General features: G+C 72.6%; 15 protein-coding genes. 9 read left to right on the plus strand and 6 right to left on the minus strand.

The window, feature by feature from the left end; genetic code table 11:
- Positions 1–58: 58 nt before the first annotated feature.
- Complete coding sequence (locus ACH4NX_RS23315; protein ID WP_279563524.1) at positions 59–349, minus strand: hypothetical protein; 291 nt, start codon at positions 347–349, stop codon at positions 59–61.
- A gap of 74 nt (positions 350–423) precedes the next feature.
- Entirely contained in the window at positions 424–1,236 is an 813-nt protein-coding gene (locus ACH4NX_RS23320) for a hypothetical protein (RefSeq protein WP_351397265.1), read from the minus strand.
- Between the two features lie 455 nt (positions 1,237–1,691).
- Here ACH4NX_RS23320 and ACH4NX_RS23325 point away from each other — a divergent pair, with 455 nt between their 5' ends.
- The 3 genes from ACH4NX_RS23325 to ACH4NX_RS23335 all read left to right on the plus strand — a co-directional run bounded on the left by ACH4NX_RS23325 (position 1,692) and on the right by ACH4NX_RS23335 (position 4,200).
- Positions 1,692–2,510: a hypothetical protein gene (locus ACH4NX_RS23325; protein WP_398129897.1), complete on the plus strand. Its 819-nt coding sequence runs from the start codon at positions 1,692–1,694 to the stop codon at positions 2,508–2,510.
- Positions 2,511–2,655: 145 nt separating this feature from the next.
- Positions 2,656–3,651 carry a helix-turn-helix transcriptional regulator gene (locus tag ACH4NX_RS23330; protein WP_398129896.1) on the plus strand — a complete coding sequence of 332 codons (996 nt, stop codon included), beginning with the start codon at positions 2,656–2,658 and terminating at the stop codon, positions 3,649–3,651.
- Positions 3,652–3,984: 333 nt separating this feature from the next.
- On the plus strand, positions 3,985–4,200 hold the full coding sequence (locus ACH4NX_RS23335; RefSeq protein WP_351397259.1) for an I78 family peptidase inhibitor: 216 nt from the start codon (positions 3,985–3,987) through the stop codon (positions 4,198–4,200).
- A 53-nt stretch (positions 4,201–4,253) separates the two neighbouring features.
- Here the strand turns inward: ACH4NX_RS23335 and ACH4NX_RS23340 are convergent, their stop codons facing one another.
- Complete coding sequence (locus ACH4NX_RS23340; protein WP_351397256.1) at positions 4,254–5,270, minus strand: phosphatase PAP2 family protein; 1,017 nt, start codon at positions 5,268–5,270, stop codon at positions 4,254–4,256.
- A gap of 237 nt (positions 5,271–5,507) precedes the next feature.
- Positions 5,508–6,743, minus strand: a complete 1,236-nt coding sequence (locus ACH4NX_RS23345; RefSeq protein WP_351397253.1) for a mannosyltransferase family protein — start codon at positions 6,741–6,743, stop codon at positions 5,508–5,510.
- Between the two features lie 260 nt (positions 6,744–7,003).
- Between ACH4NX_RS23345 and ACH4NX_RS23350 the strand changes: the two genes are divergently transcribed.
- Both ACH4NX_RS23350 and ACH4NX_RS23355 read left to right on the plus strand, forming a co-directional pair.
- A complete protein-coding gene (locus ACH4NX_RS23350; RefSeq protein WP_351397250.1) occupies positions 7,004–8,605 on the plus strand; it encodes an MFS transporter in 1,602 nt (533 codons plus the stop codon).
- Positions 8,606–8,829: 224 nt separating this feature from the next.
- Complete coding sequence (locus tag ACH4NX_RS23355; RefSeq protein WP_351397247.1) at positions 8,830–10,020, plus strand: acyl-CoA dehydrogenase family protein; 1,191 nt, start codon at positions 8,830–8,832, stop codon at positions 10,018–10,020.
- A 60-nt stretch (positions 10,021–10,080) separates the two neighbouring features.
- On the opposite strand, the gene ACH4NX_RS23360 is transcribed toward ACH4NX_RS23355, so the two are convergent.
- Positions 10,081–10,524 (minus strand): cell division protein SepF, encoded by a 444-nt coding sequence (locus tag ACH4NX_RS23360; RefSeq protein ID WP_351397244.1) that lies wholly within the window; start codon positions 10,522–10,524, stop codon positions 10,081–10,083.
- Positions 10,525–10,813: 289 nt separating this feature from the next.
- Between ACH4NX_RS23360 and ACH4NX_RS23365 the strand changes: the two genes are divergently transcribed.
- The 4 genes from ACH4NX_RS23365 (at position 10,814) to ACH4NX_RS23380 (ending at position 15,419) form a co-directional block, all read left to right on the plus strand.
- A complete protein-coding gene (locus ACH4NX_RS23365) occupies positions 10,814–12,001 on the plus strand; it encodes a DUF5685 family protein (protein ID WP_398129895.1) in 1,188 nt (395 codons plus the stop codon).
- Positions 12,002–12,042: 41 nt separating this feature from the next.
- Positions 12,043–12,828, plus strand: coding sequence for a DUF1684 domain-containing protein (locus ACH4NX_RS23370; RefSeq protein WP_398129894.1), 786 nt, complete (start codon positions 12,043–12,045; stop codon positions 12,826–12,828).
- 205 nt (positions 12,829–13,033) lie between these two features.
- Complete coding sequence (locus ACH4NX_RS23375; protein ID WP_351397235.1) at positions 13,034–13,942, plus strand: S1 family peptidase; 909 nt, start codon at positions 13,034–13,036, stop codon at positions 13,940–13,942.
- A gap of 394 nt (positions 13,943–14,336) precedes the next feature.
- Entirely contained in the window at positions 14,337–15,419 is a 1,083-nt protein-coding gene (locus ACH4NX_RS23380) for a S1 family peptidase (RefSeq protein WP_398129893.1), read from the plus strand.
- 158 nt (positions 15,420–15,577) lie between these two features.
- Here ACH4NX_RS23380 and ACH4NX_RS23385 read toward each other — a convergent pair whose 3' ends face one another.
- Positions 15,578–16,636, minus strand: coding sequence for a DUF3533 domain-containing protein (locus ACH4NX_RS23385; RefSeq protein ID WP_398129892.1), 1,059 nt, complete (start codon positions 16,634–16,636; stop codon positions 15,578–15,580).
- Positions 16,637–16,657: the final 21 nt, after the last annotated feature.

A 16,657-nucleotide genomic window follows, 5' to 3' on the forward strand; every position in this document is an offset into this window, starting at 1 on the left:
GACGAGGGAGGGCGACCCCGGCCGGGGTCGCCCTCCCTCGTCACTCACGTCGCCGCTGTCAGGCGCCTCTGCGCGGGGCCGGTGGCAGTGCGGCCGGAACATGGTGCGTGCCGACGCGCTGCCACACCGTCTGCTGGCCGACGCGGGCGCTGTGGGCCCCCGCGCTGTAGGCGCTGTAGGCGCCTCTGCTGCGCGGGATGCTCCGGAAGGCCGTGAATCCCAGCTCCTCCTCGCCGCTGCGATCGCCCGGCAGCGATCGGAAGGACCTGACGTACTCGGCGTAGAGCGCGTCGTAGATCGGCGTGGCCGAGGGGCCGCCCTGGCGGTGGAAGGCGTCGTATGCGTACACGTATGTCCAAACGACACCGCGCTGGAAGAGATGCGGTCCAGGCGGTGGCCGTCCGGCAGCCGCTTTGACGGTGCTCAGGTTCCGGCCAGCGGCAGCGCCGCGGCGACCAGCTGCCCGTTGGCCGCGGCCTTGTCCAGCGCGTCCCGCAGCAGGTCCTCGCGCGGCTGCCGTCCGATCGACCCGACGGGCGCCGCGAACAGCAGCACCTGCTGGTGCTTGTTGGCCGCCGTGCGCCAGCCCTCGGTGACCTGGAGGGGCTGGTGCGCCTGCCACCAGGCCACCGGCCGGCCGCCGCTCGTCCCCGGCTGGAGCACCGCGTGCAGCTGGCCCATCGCGAGCAGCACCGACCAGCCGTGCAGCACGGCCGGCGCGGTGGTCAGCTCGGTGACCGGCATGAAGCCCTGTTCGATGAGCAGCGGGAGGAAGTCGTCGCCGGCGCCGGCCGTGCCGGGCCGGGCGATGGGGGCGGTCGGCTCCACCACGAGGGCCGGGTGGAGCTCTCCGGCGATCAGGATCAGTCCGCTGGTGACGCCGAGCACGGCCTGCTCGGGTGCGAGCTCCTCGGACGGAGCCTGCTCGGACGCGGCCTGCCCGGGCCCGGAGTGGGCGTTGTCCGAGTTGATCGACTTCACGGCTCCCTGGAGCTGTTCCTCGGTGACCTTGACGACCTGCGAGGGCAGACATCCGGCGTGGGCGAAGGCGAGCACCGCGGTCTCGTCCCCGATGAACAGAACGGTGCTGGTGCGCTCCTGCGCGCAGTCGCCCGGGGTGCGACAGGACGTGCAGTCGTAGCTGCCCGGGGCGGACTCCCCGGCGAGCAGGCGGTCGGCTTCTTCGTCGCCGATCTCGGCGCGTACGTCGTCGCTGACGTCGAGCATGCGCGGCACGGGTGGCTCCCTCGGGATGCGGTGCGTGACCGGACCGGGTGGCTCCCGGGCCGTGGTCCGGGCGGGTCCCCGGCTCATGCAGAAGACAACGGGCGATCCGTGGCGGGAGTCACGCCCCATGGCCAACCGAATCGAACCATCCGGCGTGCGCGGTCATCCGTCGGCCCGCATCGCTCGCCGGACGTCAACTCGGCGAGGGCGCAAGGCCGTTGAGGCACTCGAGTGGGTCACGGATCGCCGCGCCGCCTGGTCGACAAATCAGGAAATCAGGGAATGAAGTGGGTGTCCGGAAATGGCTGATACCCGAGGTAACGGCTGGATTCCTCCACCTCCAACCGGCGTGTCGACCCGCCGCCTTCCGGTCGTGACCACATCGCAACCGGACACGGACAACCAGAAGGCGGGGTTCCGGGTCTCACCGGACGACGAGAAAGCCCAAGGAGGATTCGCACCGCATGACGCCTCCGGCCCCACCGGCCGCCCCGCTGCGCGCCGACTGCATCGGCGACTCCGCGGGAGGTCTGACCTTCGACGTCGCCGCGCCCGAGAACACCGGGGCGGCCCTCCTCATCCTGCGCCGCCGCGACACCGATGCCGCCGACGACACGGTCAGCCTGCCGCTCGCCCCGGCCGCCGAGGGCCGGCTGCGCGCCGCGCTGCCCAGCAGTGTGGCCCTGCCCGAGGGCCGCTGGGACGCCTACGCGCGCGTGTCCGACGGCGAGCCGCGGCGTCTGGTGCCCGGCGTCACCGACCTGCGCTCCCTCGCCGACCGCGCCCCGGGCGGACTGCTCGGCCACGTCGCCGTCCGCATCCCGTACGCCACCCGGCAGGGCAACCTCACCGTCCGCAGCTGGCTGCGCGCCCCGCACGCGGAGGCCGGGGAGCTCCGCCTCGCGGAGGGCGGGCTGACCGTACGCGGACGGGTGTACGGCACGAGGCCGGCCCCCGCCGCCCACGCCGAGCTGCGGGCCCGGGCCGGCGCCCCGGAGGGCGGCGTACGCCTGCTGGACGTCGCGGCGGACCGGGCGGAGTTCGGCTTCACCGTGCCCTACGACACCCTGACGCCGGGCGAATGGGACCTGTGGCTGCGGCCCGCCGGTGAGCACGGGCCGGCCGTGCGTCTGGCGCGGCTGCTGGACGACGTGGCCGACAAGCACCCGCTCCTCACCTGTCCACGCGCGCGTGTGCGCACGCCGCACGGTCCCGTGGAGGCGGGGCCGTACTTCACCCGGGACAACGACCTGTCGCTCTCGGTCACGCCGCTGGAGCTGTGACGGCCGCGGGCGCGGGACCCTGACGGCCGCGGGACCCTGACGGCCGCGGGACCCTGACGGCCGCGGGGCCCTGACGGCCGCCGGGCCGGGAGCGACCGCGGATCGCGGACACCCCCTGTCCGCGACCGCTGGCAGACTCGGCGCCATGCTCGAGACCTCGGCACGACTGCTGCGCCTGCTCTCCCTCCTCCAGGCCCACCGGGAGTGGTCCGGCCCGGACCTCGCCGACCGCCTCGGCGTCTCCCCGCGCACCGTGCGCCGGGACGTGGACCGGCTGCGCGAGCTGGGCTACCCGGTCAACGCCAGCCCCGGCACAGGCGGCGGATACCAGCTGGGCGCGGGCGCCGAGCTGCCGCCGCTGCTGCTCGACGACGAGGAGGCGGTCGCCGTCGCCGTGGGGCTGCGCACGGCCGCGGGGCAGGGCATCGAAGGCATCGGCGAGACCTCCGTACGCGCCCTCGCCAAGCTGGAGCAGGTGCTGCCGAGCCGGCTGCGGCGCCGCGTGGGCGCCCTCAACGCCTTCACCGTGCCGATGCTGCGCGGCCCCCAGTCCTCGGCCGTGGACCCGGGGGTCCTGACCGAGCTGGCCAACCTGTGCCGCGACGGGGAGCGGCTGCGCTTCGCGTACCGGGGCCACGACGGGACCGACAGCCGCCGCACCGTCGAGCCGTACCGGCTGGTGTGCTCCGAGCGCCGCTGGTACCTGGTCGCCTTCGACCTCGACCGAGCGGACTGGCGCACGTTCCGGGTGGACCGCGTCACGCCCAAGCCGCCGCACGGCCCGCGCTTCGTCGCGCGCCGACCGCCCGCCGAGGATTTGGCCGCCTACGTCTCCGAGGGCGTCTCCACGCGCGCGTACGCCACCCACGCGGTCGTCCGGCTGCCGGCGCCCCTTCAGGAGGCCGCCGAGCGGATCTCGCCCACCGCCGGGGTACTGGAGGCGGAGGGCCCGGACAGCTGCCTCCTGCGCACCGGGGCCGGGAGCCTGGACGTCATGGTGGTGCACCTGATGATGCTGGGCTTCGACTTCGAGGTGCTGGAGCCGGACGGGCTGACGGAGGCGATCCGGACGGCACGCGACCGCCTCACCCGCTCCCTGTCCCGGACCGAGCGACCCGGAACGCCGGGGGCGAACCTGTGAGCGGAGGGTGTGTTTCCTGTGCGGATGTCCGGTCTCCGCAAGTCGCCCGTACGTCCGTTCGGTGATGTCCCAAAATGTTCGGACGCGGAATGCGGAGAGCTCCCGAAGCGCTTCGAAGCCTTTTCCGTCCGCTTATTCGACGGGGTGACGCGACACGCGGGCAATTCACCACCCGGGACCGCGTAAGGCGTACGAATCCGTCCGTCCGTGTGACGGAGTTCGACCGAAACACGGACCGTGATGCTGTGACAGAAGTGTGACCGTAGGTGCCTCGGTCGCCCGTGTTACCGGCCTGGACTTCCCCGGCCGTGGAGCAGGGCATAGCGTGGCGGCATGGCACCGATTCCGACACCCCCGGCCGAGCCCCAGGACAGCCCGGACACGTACGTCGGCCTCGCGTCCGACGCGGCCGAACGGCTCGCGCGGGAGCGGGGATGGCCGACGGTGCGGTCACTGGCGCCGGGGACGGTCATCACCATGGAGTACCGCGTGGGCCGCCTCAACTTCGAGGTGAAGGACGGCCGCGTGATCCGGGCCTGGAAGGGCTGACCCGCGGGGGGAGAGGCTGTGCGTACCGGCCCCCCGCGTCGTGAGGTGAACGGTCAGCCGCCCGACAGGGGGCGTGCGGCCGGGGCCGCGCCCCGTGGGTGACGGTCGGCGTGCGGCGGCCGGCGGCTGCCGGCCGGGGTCACGGGCGTACGGTCCGAGCGGGCCGTGTGCGGGCCCGGGGTCAGGTACGCCGGGGCGCGGGTGCGCGGCGCGGCGACCGGCTCGCGGACCGGGGTCTCCTCCCGGTCGGAGTCGGGCGGAGTGAGGACCACGGGCGTGCTGACCGGCTGCTTCACCGCCGTCGTACGTCCGCGGCGGGCGAACCAGCGGTCGCGCAGGCCGAGGATCCAGGCCTCGGCCCGGGTGATCAGCGGCTCGAACCACGGCAGTGCCAGCAGGATCAGCAGCCCCGCCGTCCAGCCGAGGAGCACGTCGCTGAGCCAGTGCGTACCGATGTAGACGGTGGACAGGCCCACGCCGAGCGAGGTGACCGCCGACAGTGCCGACAGCCAGCGTCGCGCCCTGGGCGTCGAGGCCAGATAGGCCAGGATGCCCCAGGTCACGACGGCGTTCGCGGTGTGACCGCTCGGAAATATATCGCCGCCGAGCCACATCTCGTTCGCGCCGATCGTGGTCGCGTAGTGCGGCCCCAGCCGGCCCATGCCGTACTTGGCGGCACCGACCGTGACGTTCAGCAGGAGCAGGGAGACGCCGAGCGCGAGCAGGGGCCGCAGCGTGTGCTGCCGCCAGGAGCGCCAGCCGAGCCAGGCCGCGACCATCACCGCGGTGGGGCCGCGCTGGCCGAGCACCACGTAGTAGTCGACGAACGCGTGGAGCTCCGGCCACTGCTGGTAGGGCCGGAAGAACATGACCTGCCAGTCGAGCCGGACCAGCCATGAGGTGATCACCACGGCCCACACGATCGCGACGTAGAACGCCAGGGTTCCCGAGAACAGCGCAATCCTGTGCCGGCTCATCTCCGGCACATCTAGGTGGGCCGGTCGTTCCGGCTCCCGGTCCAGCCTCGCGAACACCCGGTCCAGACGGGTGAGGTTCCGTTCGGTACGCACACAATCGACGTTACAGCGAGTGAGGAGTGATCCCGGACGAATCAACGGCTTTGTGATGACGATGTGATGTGGGATTCCTCTCAGGCGGTGGTTTATTTCCGAGGAATCCATAATCCGGTCCTGCTGTGGACTTCAATTCCTTTGATCGGTCCGGTCGGCGGTTTATCGTGCTTATGAATTCGTTCACCAAATGCTGGTACGGAATTCTCCCGGTGGCCATCGGGCGCCCCGGACCGGTCAGGGCGGGCCGGAGCCGTTGAGCCAGAACGCCCCGTACACCGCCGACGCCACCGCGACACCGCCGACGACCGGCGCCGACCTGGAGGTCCGCAGCCGGGCCAGGGCCAGGGCGAGGGGCAGCAGCAGCGGGAAGGCGGGCATCAGCAGCCGAGGCTTCGAACCGAAGTAGCTCGACGCGCACAGGGCGAGGACGGCGACGGTCCCCGAGTACACCAGCAGCGCGAGCGGCTGGCGCTGCCGTACGCAGACGACGTACAGCCACACGAGCAGGGCGACCCCGGCGACCAGCCCGACGCCCGCCGGCGCCGACGGAAGCGAGGTGAACTTGTCGGCGACGAAACGGGCGAAGGCCGCGCCGCCGTCGAAGCCGTTGCGCCAGCCGGCCTGGACGTCGAGGTAGCCGAGAGGCCCCTCGCCGGTGCGGTGACCGACCCAGAGCACGTACCCGGCGGCGCCCAGGGGCGCGAGGAGCACGCCGAAAAGGCGCCGCGCGCCCTCACCGGGGGCGCGCGGCGAGGCGTGGGCGCCGTCCGCGACGGCGTCGCCCCGGATTCGCACGAATGCCACGATCGCGGCCACCCACACCGCCGCCGCCACCGCCAGCCCCACCGGACGGGTCAGCCCGGCCAGCGCGGCCAGCACCCCCGCCGTCACCCAGCGCCCGGTCAGCACCGCGTACAGCGACCAGGCGGCGAGCGCCGTGAACAGGGACTCGCTGTACGCCATCGACTGCACGATCCCGACCGGCAGCACGGCCCACAGCAGCACCGCGCACACCCCGGCCCGCCCGTCTCCCGCCACCACCCTTCCAAGGCCGCGCTGCGCGCCTTCCTCATTCCGGCCGTACAGGTGCTCGGCCACCGCGAAGATCCCCCAGGCCGCGGCGAGCGAGGCGAGCAGACTCACGACGAACCCGGCGTCGGCGTACGACAGCCCCGTCGCCGCGCCGAGCCGCTCCAGCCAGGGCAGCAGCGGGAAGAAGGCCAGGTTGGAGTGGACGTCGCCGTTCGGCAGGCGCACCTCGTAGCCGTAGCCCAGTTCGGCGACCCTGGTGTACCAGAGGGAGTCCCAGCGGGCCGTCAGCAGCGTGTACGCGCTCTTGTCGCGCGCGGCGCTCCACAGGGCCAGGGCGAGCAGGCCCAGGGCGCGTACGGCCGCGTAGCCGAGGAGCGCCGGGGCGGCCCGGCGCAGGGCGCCGGAGCGGCCCGCCGTGCGCGTTTCAAGATCGGTCACGGGCTCGATTATCCGCCGGGGGCGGCGGTGACCGACGGTCCGGGGCGGGCGGGGCCGCGGTCGTGGTGGCGCATGCCACACAGGTGACGCGGGATGTGTGAGGCCCACCACGTCCGCCAGAGGAGGTCTCGCGTACTCTGGCGAGCCACTCGCGTCCCGTCGCACGGCCCGGAGACCCCGCTCCTCTCCGGCCGGCCGCAGGGGAGTCCCCACTCCGCGTGGCCCGCCGGACGCGAGGGAACTTCCTTGGAGGTACGTACATGTCCGGGACGACCACGGCCGCTGCCGCCGCGCTGCGCCGCCGGGCGGCCGGGGCCGGTGCCAACCGCTGGGTGGTCCTGTTCGTCCTCTGCGTCAGCCTGCTGCTGGTCGCCGTCGACGCGACCGTCCTGCACGTGGCGGTCCCCGCCGTCACCGAGGACCTGCGGCCCGGCGCGATCGAACTGCTCTGGATCGTCGACGTCTACCCGCTCGTCTGCGCCTCACTGCTGATCCTTTTCGGCACGCTGGGCGACCGGGTGGGCCGCAGACGGATCCTGCTGCTCGGCTACGCGCTCTTCGGCGTCGCCTCCGCGCTGGCGGCCCTCGCCGACAGCGCCCAGGTCCTGATCATGGCCCGCGCGCTGCTCGGCGTCGGCGGCGCGATGATCATGCCGGCGACGCTGTCGATCCTGCGCCAGGTCTTCCCCGACCGGCGGGAGCGGGCGCTGGCCATCGGCGTCTGGAGCGCCGTGGCCGCGGTCGGCGCGGCGGTCGGGCCGCTGCTCGGCGGCTTCCTGCTGGAGCACTTCTGGTGGGGCTCGGTCTTCCTCGTCAACATCCCGCTGATGCTGGTCAGCCTGCCGGTGGGGCGGCTGCTGCTGCCCGAGTCGAAGGGCGACGGCCGCGGGCCCTGGGACGTGGTCGGCGCGCTGATGGCGGCGGGCGGCCTGTTCGGGGTCGTCCTGGGGGTGAAGCGGCTGGGTGGCGGCGAGCCGGTGGCGAGCCTGCCGACCGTGCTGCCGCTGGTCGTGGGCGCGGCCCTGCTGGCCGCCTTCGTACGACGGCAGCGGCGGCGTACGCATCCGCTGGTGGACCTGGAGATGTTCCGGCGGCCGGCGTTCAGTACGTCGGTGGGGTGCATCGTGCTGGCGATGCTGGCACTGGTGGGTCTGGAGCTGGTCGCGGCGCAGTACCTGCAACTGGTGCTCGGGCTGTCGCCGCTCCAGACCGGGCTGCGGCTGCTGCCGCTGACCTTCGCGGCGATGGCGGCGGGGCTGGCGGGCGCGCGGATGCTGCGGCGGTTCGGGCCGCGCCGGATGGTGTGCGCCGGATTCTGCCTGACGGCCGTGGCGGTGCTGCTGCTGACGGCGATGGGCCGGGCGGACAACAGCGCGCTGCTGGTGTCCGGTTTCGTGCTGCTCGGCTTCGGGCTGGAGACGACGCTCTTCGGGGCGTACGAGTCGATGCTGAGCGAGGCGCCGCAGGAGCAGGCCGGCGGGGCGGCGGCGATCGGGGAGACCTCGTACCAGCTGGGCGCCGGGATCGGGATCGCCCTGCTGGGCAGCGTGATGAACGCGGCGTACGCGCCCGGGCTGGCGGGGGGCGTGCCCGGGGTGCCGGCGTCGGCGTCGGCGGCGGCGGGGCATTCGCTGGGGGAGGCGTACCAGGTCGCCGGGCAGCTCGGGGGACCCGCGGGGGCCGCTCTGCGGCGGGCCGCGGCCGACGCGTTCGTGCACGGGCTGCATATGACGCTCGTGGTGAGTGCGGGGCTGTTGCTGCTGGGGGCGGTGATGGCGTTGCGGTTGCCGCGGGGGATGCAGTGCGAGGCCGTCGCGTTGCCGGCGCCGCGGGACGCCGTGGAGTCACGCGTGTCGGTGTGACCGCGTCCGCGCACCGTCGCGGGCGGAGGCGTGGTGGCGGTGGGGACCGTCCGCGGCCGCCGATGGCGCCACCCCTCACGGGCGACGTTCACCTCCGGGTTGGTGGTGAACGGGTGGTGCGTGGGCGGGAGACGCGTGGTGGACGTCCGCCACGGTGCACCGTAACGTCGGCAGGAGAACCGCAACTAGCAGTGCTAGTTTTCCCAGTCCCGGAGGGTGTTCCCATGGCCTCGTCCCCCAAGCCGCCCGCGTTCGACCCCGCCGACCCCCTCGGCATCGACGACCTCCTGGAGCCGGAGGACCTCGCGATCCGGGACACCGTGCGGGACTGGGCCGCGGACCGCGTGCTGCCGTACGTGGCGGACTGGTACGAGAAGGGCGAGCTGCCCGGTATCCGGGAGCTGGCCCGCGAGCTCGGCGGCATCGGCGCGCTGGGCATGCCGCTCCAGGGCCACGGCTGCGCCGGCGCGAGCGCGGTGCAGTACGGACTGGCCTGCCTGGAGCTGGAGGCGGCCGACTCCGGCATCCGCTCCCTGGTCTCCGTGCAGGGCTCCCTCGCCATGTACGCCATCCACCGCTTCGGCAGCGAGGAGCAGAAGCGGACCTGGCTGCCGCGCATGGCCGCCGGCGAGGTCATCGGCTGCTTCGGGCTGACCGAGCCCGACCACGGCTCCGACCCCGCCAACATGCGCACCCACGCCAGGCGCGAAGGCGGCGACTGGGTGCTCAACGGGCGCAAGATGTGGATCACCAACGGGTCGGTGGCCGGTGTCGCCGTCGTCTGGGCGCAGACCGAGGACGGCATCCGCGGATTCGTCGTCCCGACCGACAGCGCCGGTTTCTCCGCGCCCGAGATCAAGCACAAGTGGTCGCTGCGGGCCAGCGTCACCAGCGAGCTCGTCCTCGACGACGTACGGCTGCCCGCCGACGCCGTACTGCCCGAGGTCACGGGTCTGCGCGGACCGCTCAGCTGCCTCTCCCACGCCCGCTACGGCATCGTCTGGGGCGCGATGGGCGCGGCCCGCAGCTCCTTCGAGTCGGCCGTTCGGTACGCGAAGACGCGGGAGCAGTTCGGGCGGCCCATCGGCGCCTTCCAGCTCACCCAGGCCAAGCTCGCCGACATGGCGGTCGAACTGCACAAGGGGATTCTGCTCGCCCACCACCTCGGGCGGCGCATGGACGCCGGCCGCCTGCGTCCCGAGCAGGTCAGCTTCGGCAAGCTCAACAACGTGCGCGAGGCCATCGACATCTGCCGTACGGCCCGTACGATCCTCGGCGCCAACGGGATCTCCCTCGAATACCCCGTGATGCGGCACGCGACGAACCTGGAATCGGTGCTCACCTACGAGGGCACCGTCGAGATGCACCAGCTGGTGCTGGGCAAGGCCCTCACCGGACTCGACGCCTTCCGGTAGGACTCCGGCGGCGGACCCGGTGGGCCGGCGGGGGGCGGGGCCGTGGTGTGCGGCCCCGCCTCAGCTCTGGTTGAAGAAACCGTCCGAACGGTGCGCGGCCGGCTCGCCGCTGATGACCTGGGTGTCGGCCGGGCTCAGCAGGAACACCCGGGTGGACACCCGCTCGATCGAGCCGCGCAGGCCGAAGATCAGGCCGGCCGCGAAGTCGACCACGCGCTTGGCGTCGGTGCCCTCCATGGCCGTCAGGTTCACGATGACCGGGACGCCGTCCCGGAACAGCTCGCCGATGGCACGTGCGTCCCGGAAGCTGTCCGGGGTGACCGTGGCGATGCGGCGGCCCTTCTCCTCGGCCACGTCCGTGGCCACCTTCACCCGCGGGTCCGTGACCCAGGCGTCCTGGGACTGGGACTCGGGGCCCTCGGTGTAGTCGTCGTCGTAGTAGCGCTCGTCATCGTTGTCGTCGACGAGGCCGAGCCACGCACTCGCCTTGCGTACCGATCCCATGGACGCCTCCTCTCACAGCGGTCTTTCGTTCTTCCGCATCCCTATGGTCATCCATGATGCGGACGTCGCGCCAAGTGGATGGACGCCGCCCGGGGGGTTTGTGACGGTACTGGTGCACAGCGGATACGTCGAGAGTCCTTGTGTCCCAAGGGTTGTTTCCCAAACGGATGCTGACTGTGAGTGAAATATGATTCTTCCCGGCGGACGGGTGAGGGAGGGTGCGTACGGGTGAACGCGACGGTCGGTACGATGCCGCAGCTCAGCGTCGTACGAGACACGGGGGAAAGTCGTGTTCGGAATCGTCAGGCCTTGCAGGCATCGGCTCGGAGAGAGCCTCACGAGCCAGTGGATGGCGCATTTGTGCGGGTTGTGCCTCGCACTGCGTAAGGATCACGGGCAGTTCGCGCGAATCGTGACGAACTATGACGGGCTGCTCATATCGGTTTTGACGGAGGCTCAGGCCGGCCGCGCCGGCACGGGCGCCGGGCGGCGCAAGGCCGGGCCGTGCCCCCTGCGCGCAATGCGCACCGCGTCCGTCGCGGACGGCGAGGGCGCCAGGCTCGCGGCGGCCGTCTCCCTGGTGCTGGCCTCGGCCAAGGTGCGCGACCACGTCGCCGACGGGGACGGGCTGCTGGCCCGGCGGCCGGTGGCCCTCGCCGCCCGCCGGATCGCCACGGGCTGGGACGCCGCAGGTGCCCGCGGCGGTGGCGCCGTCGGGTTCGACACCGCCGTACTGGTCGACGCCGTGGACCGGCAGGGCGGCATCGAGGCGCTCGCCGGGCCCGGCACGCCCCTGCTCACCGTCACCGAGCCGACCGAGACCGCGACCGCCGCCGCGTTCGCGCACACCGCGCGTCTCGCCGGGCGGCCGGAGAACGCCGAGCCGCTCGCCGAGGCCGGGCGCCTCTTCGGCCGGCTCGCCCACCTCCTCGACGCCGTGGAGGACAAGGAGGCTGACGCCGCGTCGGGCGCCTGGAACCCGCTCACCGCCACGGGGACCTCGCTCACCGAGGCCCGGCGGCTGGCCGACGACGCGGTGCGCGGGGTGCGGCTCGCCCTGCGCGAGGCCGAGTTCGAGGACGGCCGGCTGGTGCACCGGCTGCTCGTGCACGAACTGGGCACCTCCGTCGACCGCGCGTTCGGCACCGCCTCCTGCGCCCACGGCAGTCACCCCTACGCCCCGCCCGGCACCCCGGGCGCTCCGGGCGGTCCCGGCGCGCCGGTGCCTCCGGAGCCACCCCGTCGCGACCGGCGCGGGCTGCTCGCGGGGTGCGCCGTGTGGCTGGGGCTGGCCTGTACGTGCCAGATGTGCTGCGGCACCTACCACGACCCCTGGAGCGGGGAGCGCAAGGAAGGGACGTGCGCCAACTGCGACTGCGGCGGGTGCGGCGACTGCTGCAGTTGCTGCGAGTGCTGCGGCAACTGTGGGGGCGAGGACGGCTGCTGCGACGGGTGCGGCTGCGACTGCAGCTGCTGAGGTGCCCGGTATGCGTGGGCCGACACCATAGGGTTGCCCCCATGGCGACGGACGCATCCGGCGAATGGAAGCAGTGGCACGAGCAGCGCGTCGCGGCGGTGTCGGCGCCCTACGGGCCGCTCGCCCTGACCGGCACGTACTGGCTGGAGGACTATCCGGACGGGCAACTTCCGGACATCCCCGGGAGCTGGACGGCGGACGGCGGCGCGGTGCTGCTGACGGCCACCGGGGCGGACCGGCTCACCGTGGACGGGCGGCCCCTGGACGGCGAGGTGCGGCTCACGGCCGACCCGGGACCGGCGAGCGCGGCCCGGGTGGCCTGTGGCGAGCGGCGGATCGTCGTCCTGCTGCGCGAGGGCGCCTGGGGCGTGCGCGACTTCGACCCGGCCGCCGGGGCACGCCGGACGTTCCGGGGCATCGCCGCCACGCCCTACGATCCGCGCTGGTCGGTGCCGGGGCGCTTCACGCCGTACGACACCGGGCCGCGCAGCGTGCCGGTGCCCAACGCGGACGGGCGGGAGCGCGGGCTCGGTCTCGGCGGTGAGCTGGCCTTCACCCTGGCCGGGCAACGCCGCACGCTCCAGGTGGGCGTCGAGGCGGACGGCTCGCTGTGGGCCGTCTTCGCCGACGCCACCAGTGGCAGCACCAGTTACCGCTTCCGGTTCCTGCGCCCCGCCGCGCCGGACGCCGAGGGACGTACGGCGGTCGACTTCAACCGCGCGCTGCTGCCGCCGTGCGCGTTCGCCGACCACTTCGTCTGCCCCTTCCCGCCGCCGGGGAACACCCTGGACGCCCGGATCGAGGCGGGGGAGCGCGAACTGCGCTGAGGTCCGCCGGGGGTCGGCGGAAGTCGTACAAAGGTTGACGGCCGAAAGGCACTCTTGCGCCGACCGGTCGTTCGGCCGAATACTCCAACCTCAGCGCTTGTCAGGGTCACGACGCATCCGGAACCCGGACGTCCATCCCTGGCTGCGCCTCACGGGCCCCCACCCCACAAGAGGGCCCCCTACTTCCTTTGTGGAGGAACGAAAAGTGAGGATCAAGCGCACCACCCCCCGCAGCGGCATCACGAGACGGACCCGGCTGATCGCCGTTTCCTCCGGCCTCGTGGCCGCGGCCGCGATCGCGATCCCCAGCGCGAACGCCGCACCCACCCCGGCCACCTTCAGCGCCGCCGAGCTGGGCAGCGCCAGCGGCGCGGTACTCAGGGCCGACGTCCCGGGCACCGCCTGGGCCGTCGACAGCAAGTCCGGCCGGGTGCTTCTCACGGTCGACAGCACGGTCTCCCAGGCCGAGATCGCGAAGATCAAGGAGCAGGCCGGCGACAAGGCCGGTGCCCTCTCGATCAAGCGCACCCCCGGCACGTTCAACAAGCTCATCCAGGGCGGCGACGCCATCTACTCGAACAGCGGGCGCTGCTCACTGGGCTTCAACGTCCGCAGCGGCAGCGGCGTCGACTACTTCCTGACCGCCGGGCACTGCACCGCCGGGGCCGGGACCTGGTACGCCAACTCCGCGCGCACCACCGTCCTCGGTTCGACCGCCGGGTCCAGCTTCCCGGGCAACGACTACGGCATCGTCCGGTACACCAACAGCTCCATCAGTAAGCCCGGTACCGCGAACGGCGTGAACATCACGCGCGCGGCCACTCCGAGCGTGGGCACCACCGTCATCCGTGACGGTTCCACCACCGGCACCCACAGTGGCCGGGTCACCGCCCTGAACGCCACCGTCAACTACGGCGGCGGCGACGTCGTCGGCGGGCTGATCCAGACCACGGTCTGCGCCGAGCCCGGCGACTCCGGCGGCCCGCTCTACGGCAGCAACGGCACCGCGTACGGCCTGACCTCCGGCGGCAGCGGCAACTGCAGGTCCGGCGGTACGACGTTCTTCCAGCCGGTCACGGAGGCCTTGAACGCCTACGGCGTCAACGTCACCTGAACCACCCCGGAACGCAGCCGGCAGTACGACGAGCCCCCGCACGCCAGCCGGTGTGCGGGGGCTCCCCCTTGTCTGGCCCGGAGCGTCGCCACCGCGTGTAGAAGCACATCCAAAGGTCGGGACGAAAGAGCGAGTTTGAGACAAGGCAAGGCCTGTCGTCCGGTTCATGGTTACTCGCCCGTAGCGTTTGCTGGAGTGTTCGCTCCGCGAATCCTGCTGGAAGGGACATGAATGGTGAAGGACGTGTGTGCGCACTGAAGTTGTCGTGCGCACGTCCTGAAGTCGACCTTGTGTGCCCCCTGTGGGCTTGGAAGAGTAAGCGCTCGTCAACCAGCCTTCCGGCCCATGAGGTCCCCACAACCTCCCGGGCCGACCCCCCACAGGAGGACGTGAGTTGAAGCACCGACGCATACCCAGGCGGCGTGCCGCGGTAGTAGGTGCGGGGATCACCGCACTGGTCGCCGCGGGAGTCACCTTCCAGACTGCGAACGCCAGCGAGGCCCCGCAGACCACCGCGCCCGAGACCCTCTCGGTCACGGCGGCCGGAAAGCTCGCCTCCACGCTGCTCGGCGACCTCGGCGCCGACGCGGCGGGCACGTACTACGACGCGCAGGCGAAGAGTCTCGTGGTCAACGTGCTCGACGAGGACGCCGCGCAGACCGTCGAGGAGGCCGGCGCCAAGGCGAGAGTCGTCGAGCACTCGCTCGCCGAGCTGAAGAGCGCGCGCACCACCCTCACCGAGGACGCCACCATTCCGGGCACCTCCTGGGCGACCGACCCGACCACCAACAGGGTCGTCGTCACCGCCGACCGCACGGTCTCCGAGACCGAGTGGGCCAAGCTGGCCAAGGTGGTCGACGGGCTGGGCGCCAAGGCCGAGCTCAAGCGGACCAAGGGTGAGTACAAGCCCTTCGTCGCGGGCGGCGACGCCATCACCGGAAACGGCGGGCGCTGCTCCCTCGGCTTCAACGTGACCAAGGGCGGCGAGCCGTACTTCATCACCGCCGGGCACTGCACCGAATCCATCACGAGCTGGTCGGACTCCTCCGGGAGCGTGATCGGCGAGAACGAGGTGTCCAGCTTCCCGGACGACGACTACGGCCTGGTCAAGTACACCGCCGAGGTGGACCACCCGAGCGAGGTCAACCTGTACGACGGCTCCTCGCAGGCCATCTCGGGTGCCACCGACGCCACCGTCGGCATGGAGGTGACCCGCAGCGGCTCCACCACCCAGGTGCACTCCGGCACGGTCACCGGCCTGGACGCCACCGTGAACTACGGCAACGGCGACATCGTCAACGGCCTGATCCAGACCGACGTCTGCGCCGAGCCCGGCGACAGCGGCGGCTCGCTCTTCTCGGGCGACCAGGCGGTCGGCCTCACCTCCGGCGGCAGCGGCGACTGCACCTCGGGCGGCGAGACCTTCTTCCAGCCGGTGACGGAGGCCCTGTCGGCCACCGGTACGCAGATCGGCTGAGCGCACACACCGCAGGCAGAAGTCCCGTCCCGCGCGCGAGGGGCGGGACTTCCGCGTGCGTATGGCGCGCCCGTATGTGTGGGGAGCGCGGAGGGCTGCCGCGGGGCGCGGGGCTTCGGGGCGGGCGCGGCGTGGCGCTCCCGTGTGCGTACGCCGGGTCAGCCGGCCTGGGTGGGCAGTTCCGCCTCCTGCCGTCCGAGGCGCAGCACGGACGCCAGTACGGTGATCACCGTCCCCGCGACCGCCCACGCCCACAGCACCAGCAGGGAGACGGTCGTGTCGTTGCCCTTGAAGTAGGCGATCGAGCGGGCCGCCCAGGTGCCCGCGCCCGGCGGCAGCCACGGACCGATGTCCTTCCAGAACGGCGGCAGCATCGGCAGCGGGAAGGCGCCGCCCGCGCTCGGGTTGCCCGCGACCACCACCAGCAGGATCGCGAGCCCGATGCCGACGATTCCGAAGACGCCCTGGAGGGCGAGCGTGGCGGCGCCCACCGCGAAGGTGATCAGTGCGCCGAGCCCCCACAGGTCCACCACGCTGCCGGGCAGCGCGCCGAGGATCGGCCCGACGATCACCGCGCCGCCGAGTCCGCCGACGATCGACACCAGGGCCATCGCGATCAGCCGGATCGCCGCGCGGTGCGGGTTGGCCGGCCGGGCGCCGGTGCTGATCGCCAGGATCGAGGCGCACAGATAGCCGCCGACGCACCAGCCCACGACCAGGTAGAACGACGACAGCCCGTCGAAGTCGTGGGCGGAGGCCGGGGCCACGTCGACGGTCCGCAGCGTGCGGCCCTCGGCCCGCTCCACCTGGGTGACGAGGCTCTTCAAGGTGGTGGCGAGGACGGTGCCGCCGCCGGAGGCGACCAGCAGGGTGTCAGTGGGGCCGGAGGGGTCGACGACCAGGGCGCCGTCGATCTCCCGGTCCTCGATCTGCTGCCGGGCGCTCGCCGCGTCGGCCACCGTGCGCGGATCCAGTGGCGACCCGGGCAGCCGCTCCAGCCCGGCCATCGTCTGCTCGGCCGCCGCCGGGGGCGCGACCACCCCGAAGGGCACGTCCTTCGGCTTCGGGTCGTGCAGAGCCCCCACGTAGGAGGCGATGAACAGCAGCTGGAGCGCGATCACGCCGAGCACGAGCAGGGTGGCCCGCGGGGTGACGGCGTCCTTCACCTCGTCACGGAAGGAGCCGCTCCGGGTGCCGGTGCCTGGGGTGTGCGACATGTCCCCACGGTCCGGGCAGAC

The sequence above is a fragment of the Streptomyces sp. NPDC017225 genome, from assembly GCF_044331465.1.
Lineage (GTDB): Bacteria > Actinomycetota > Actinomycetes > Streptomycetales > Streptomycetaceae > Streptomyces.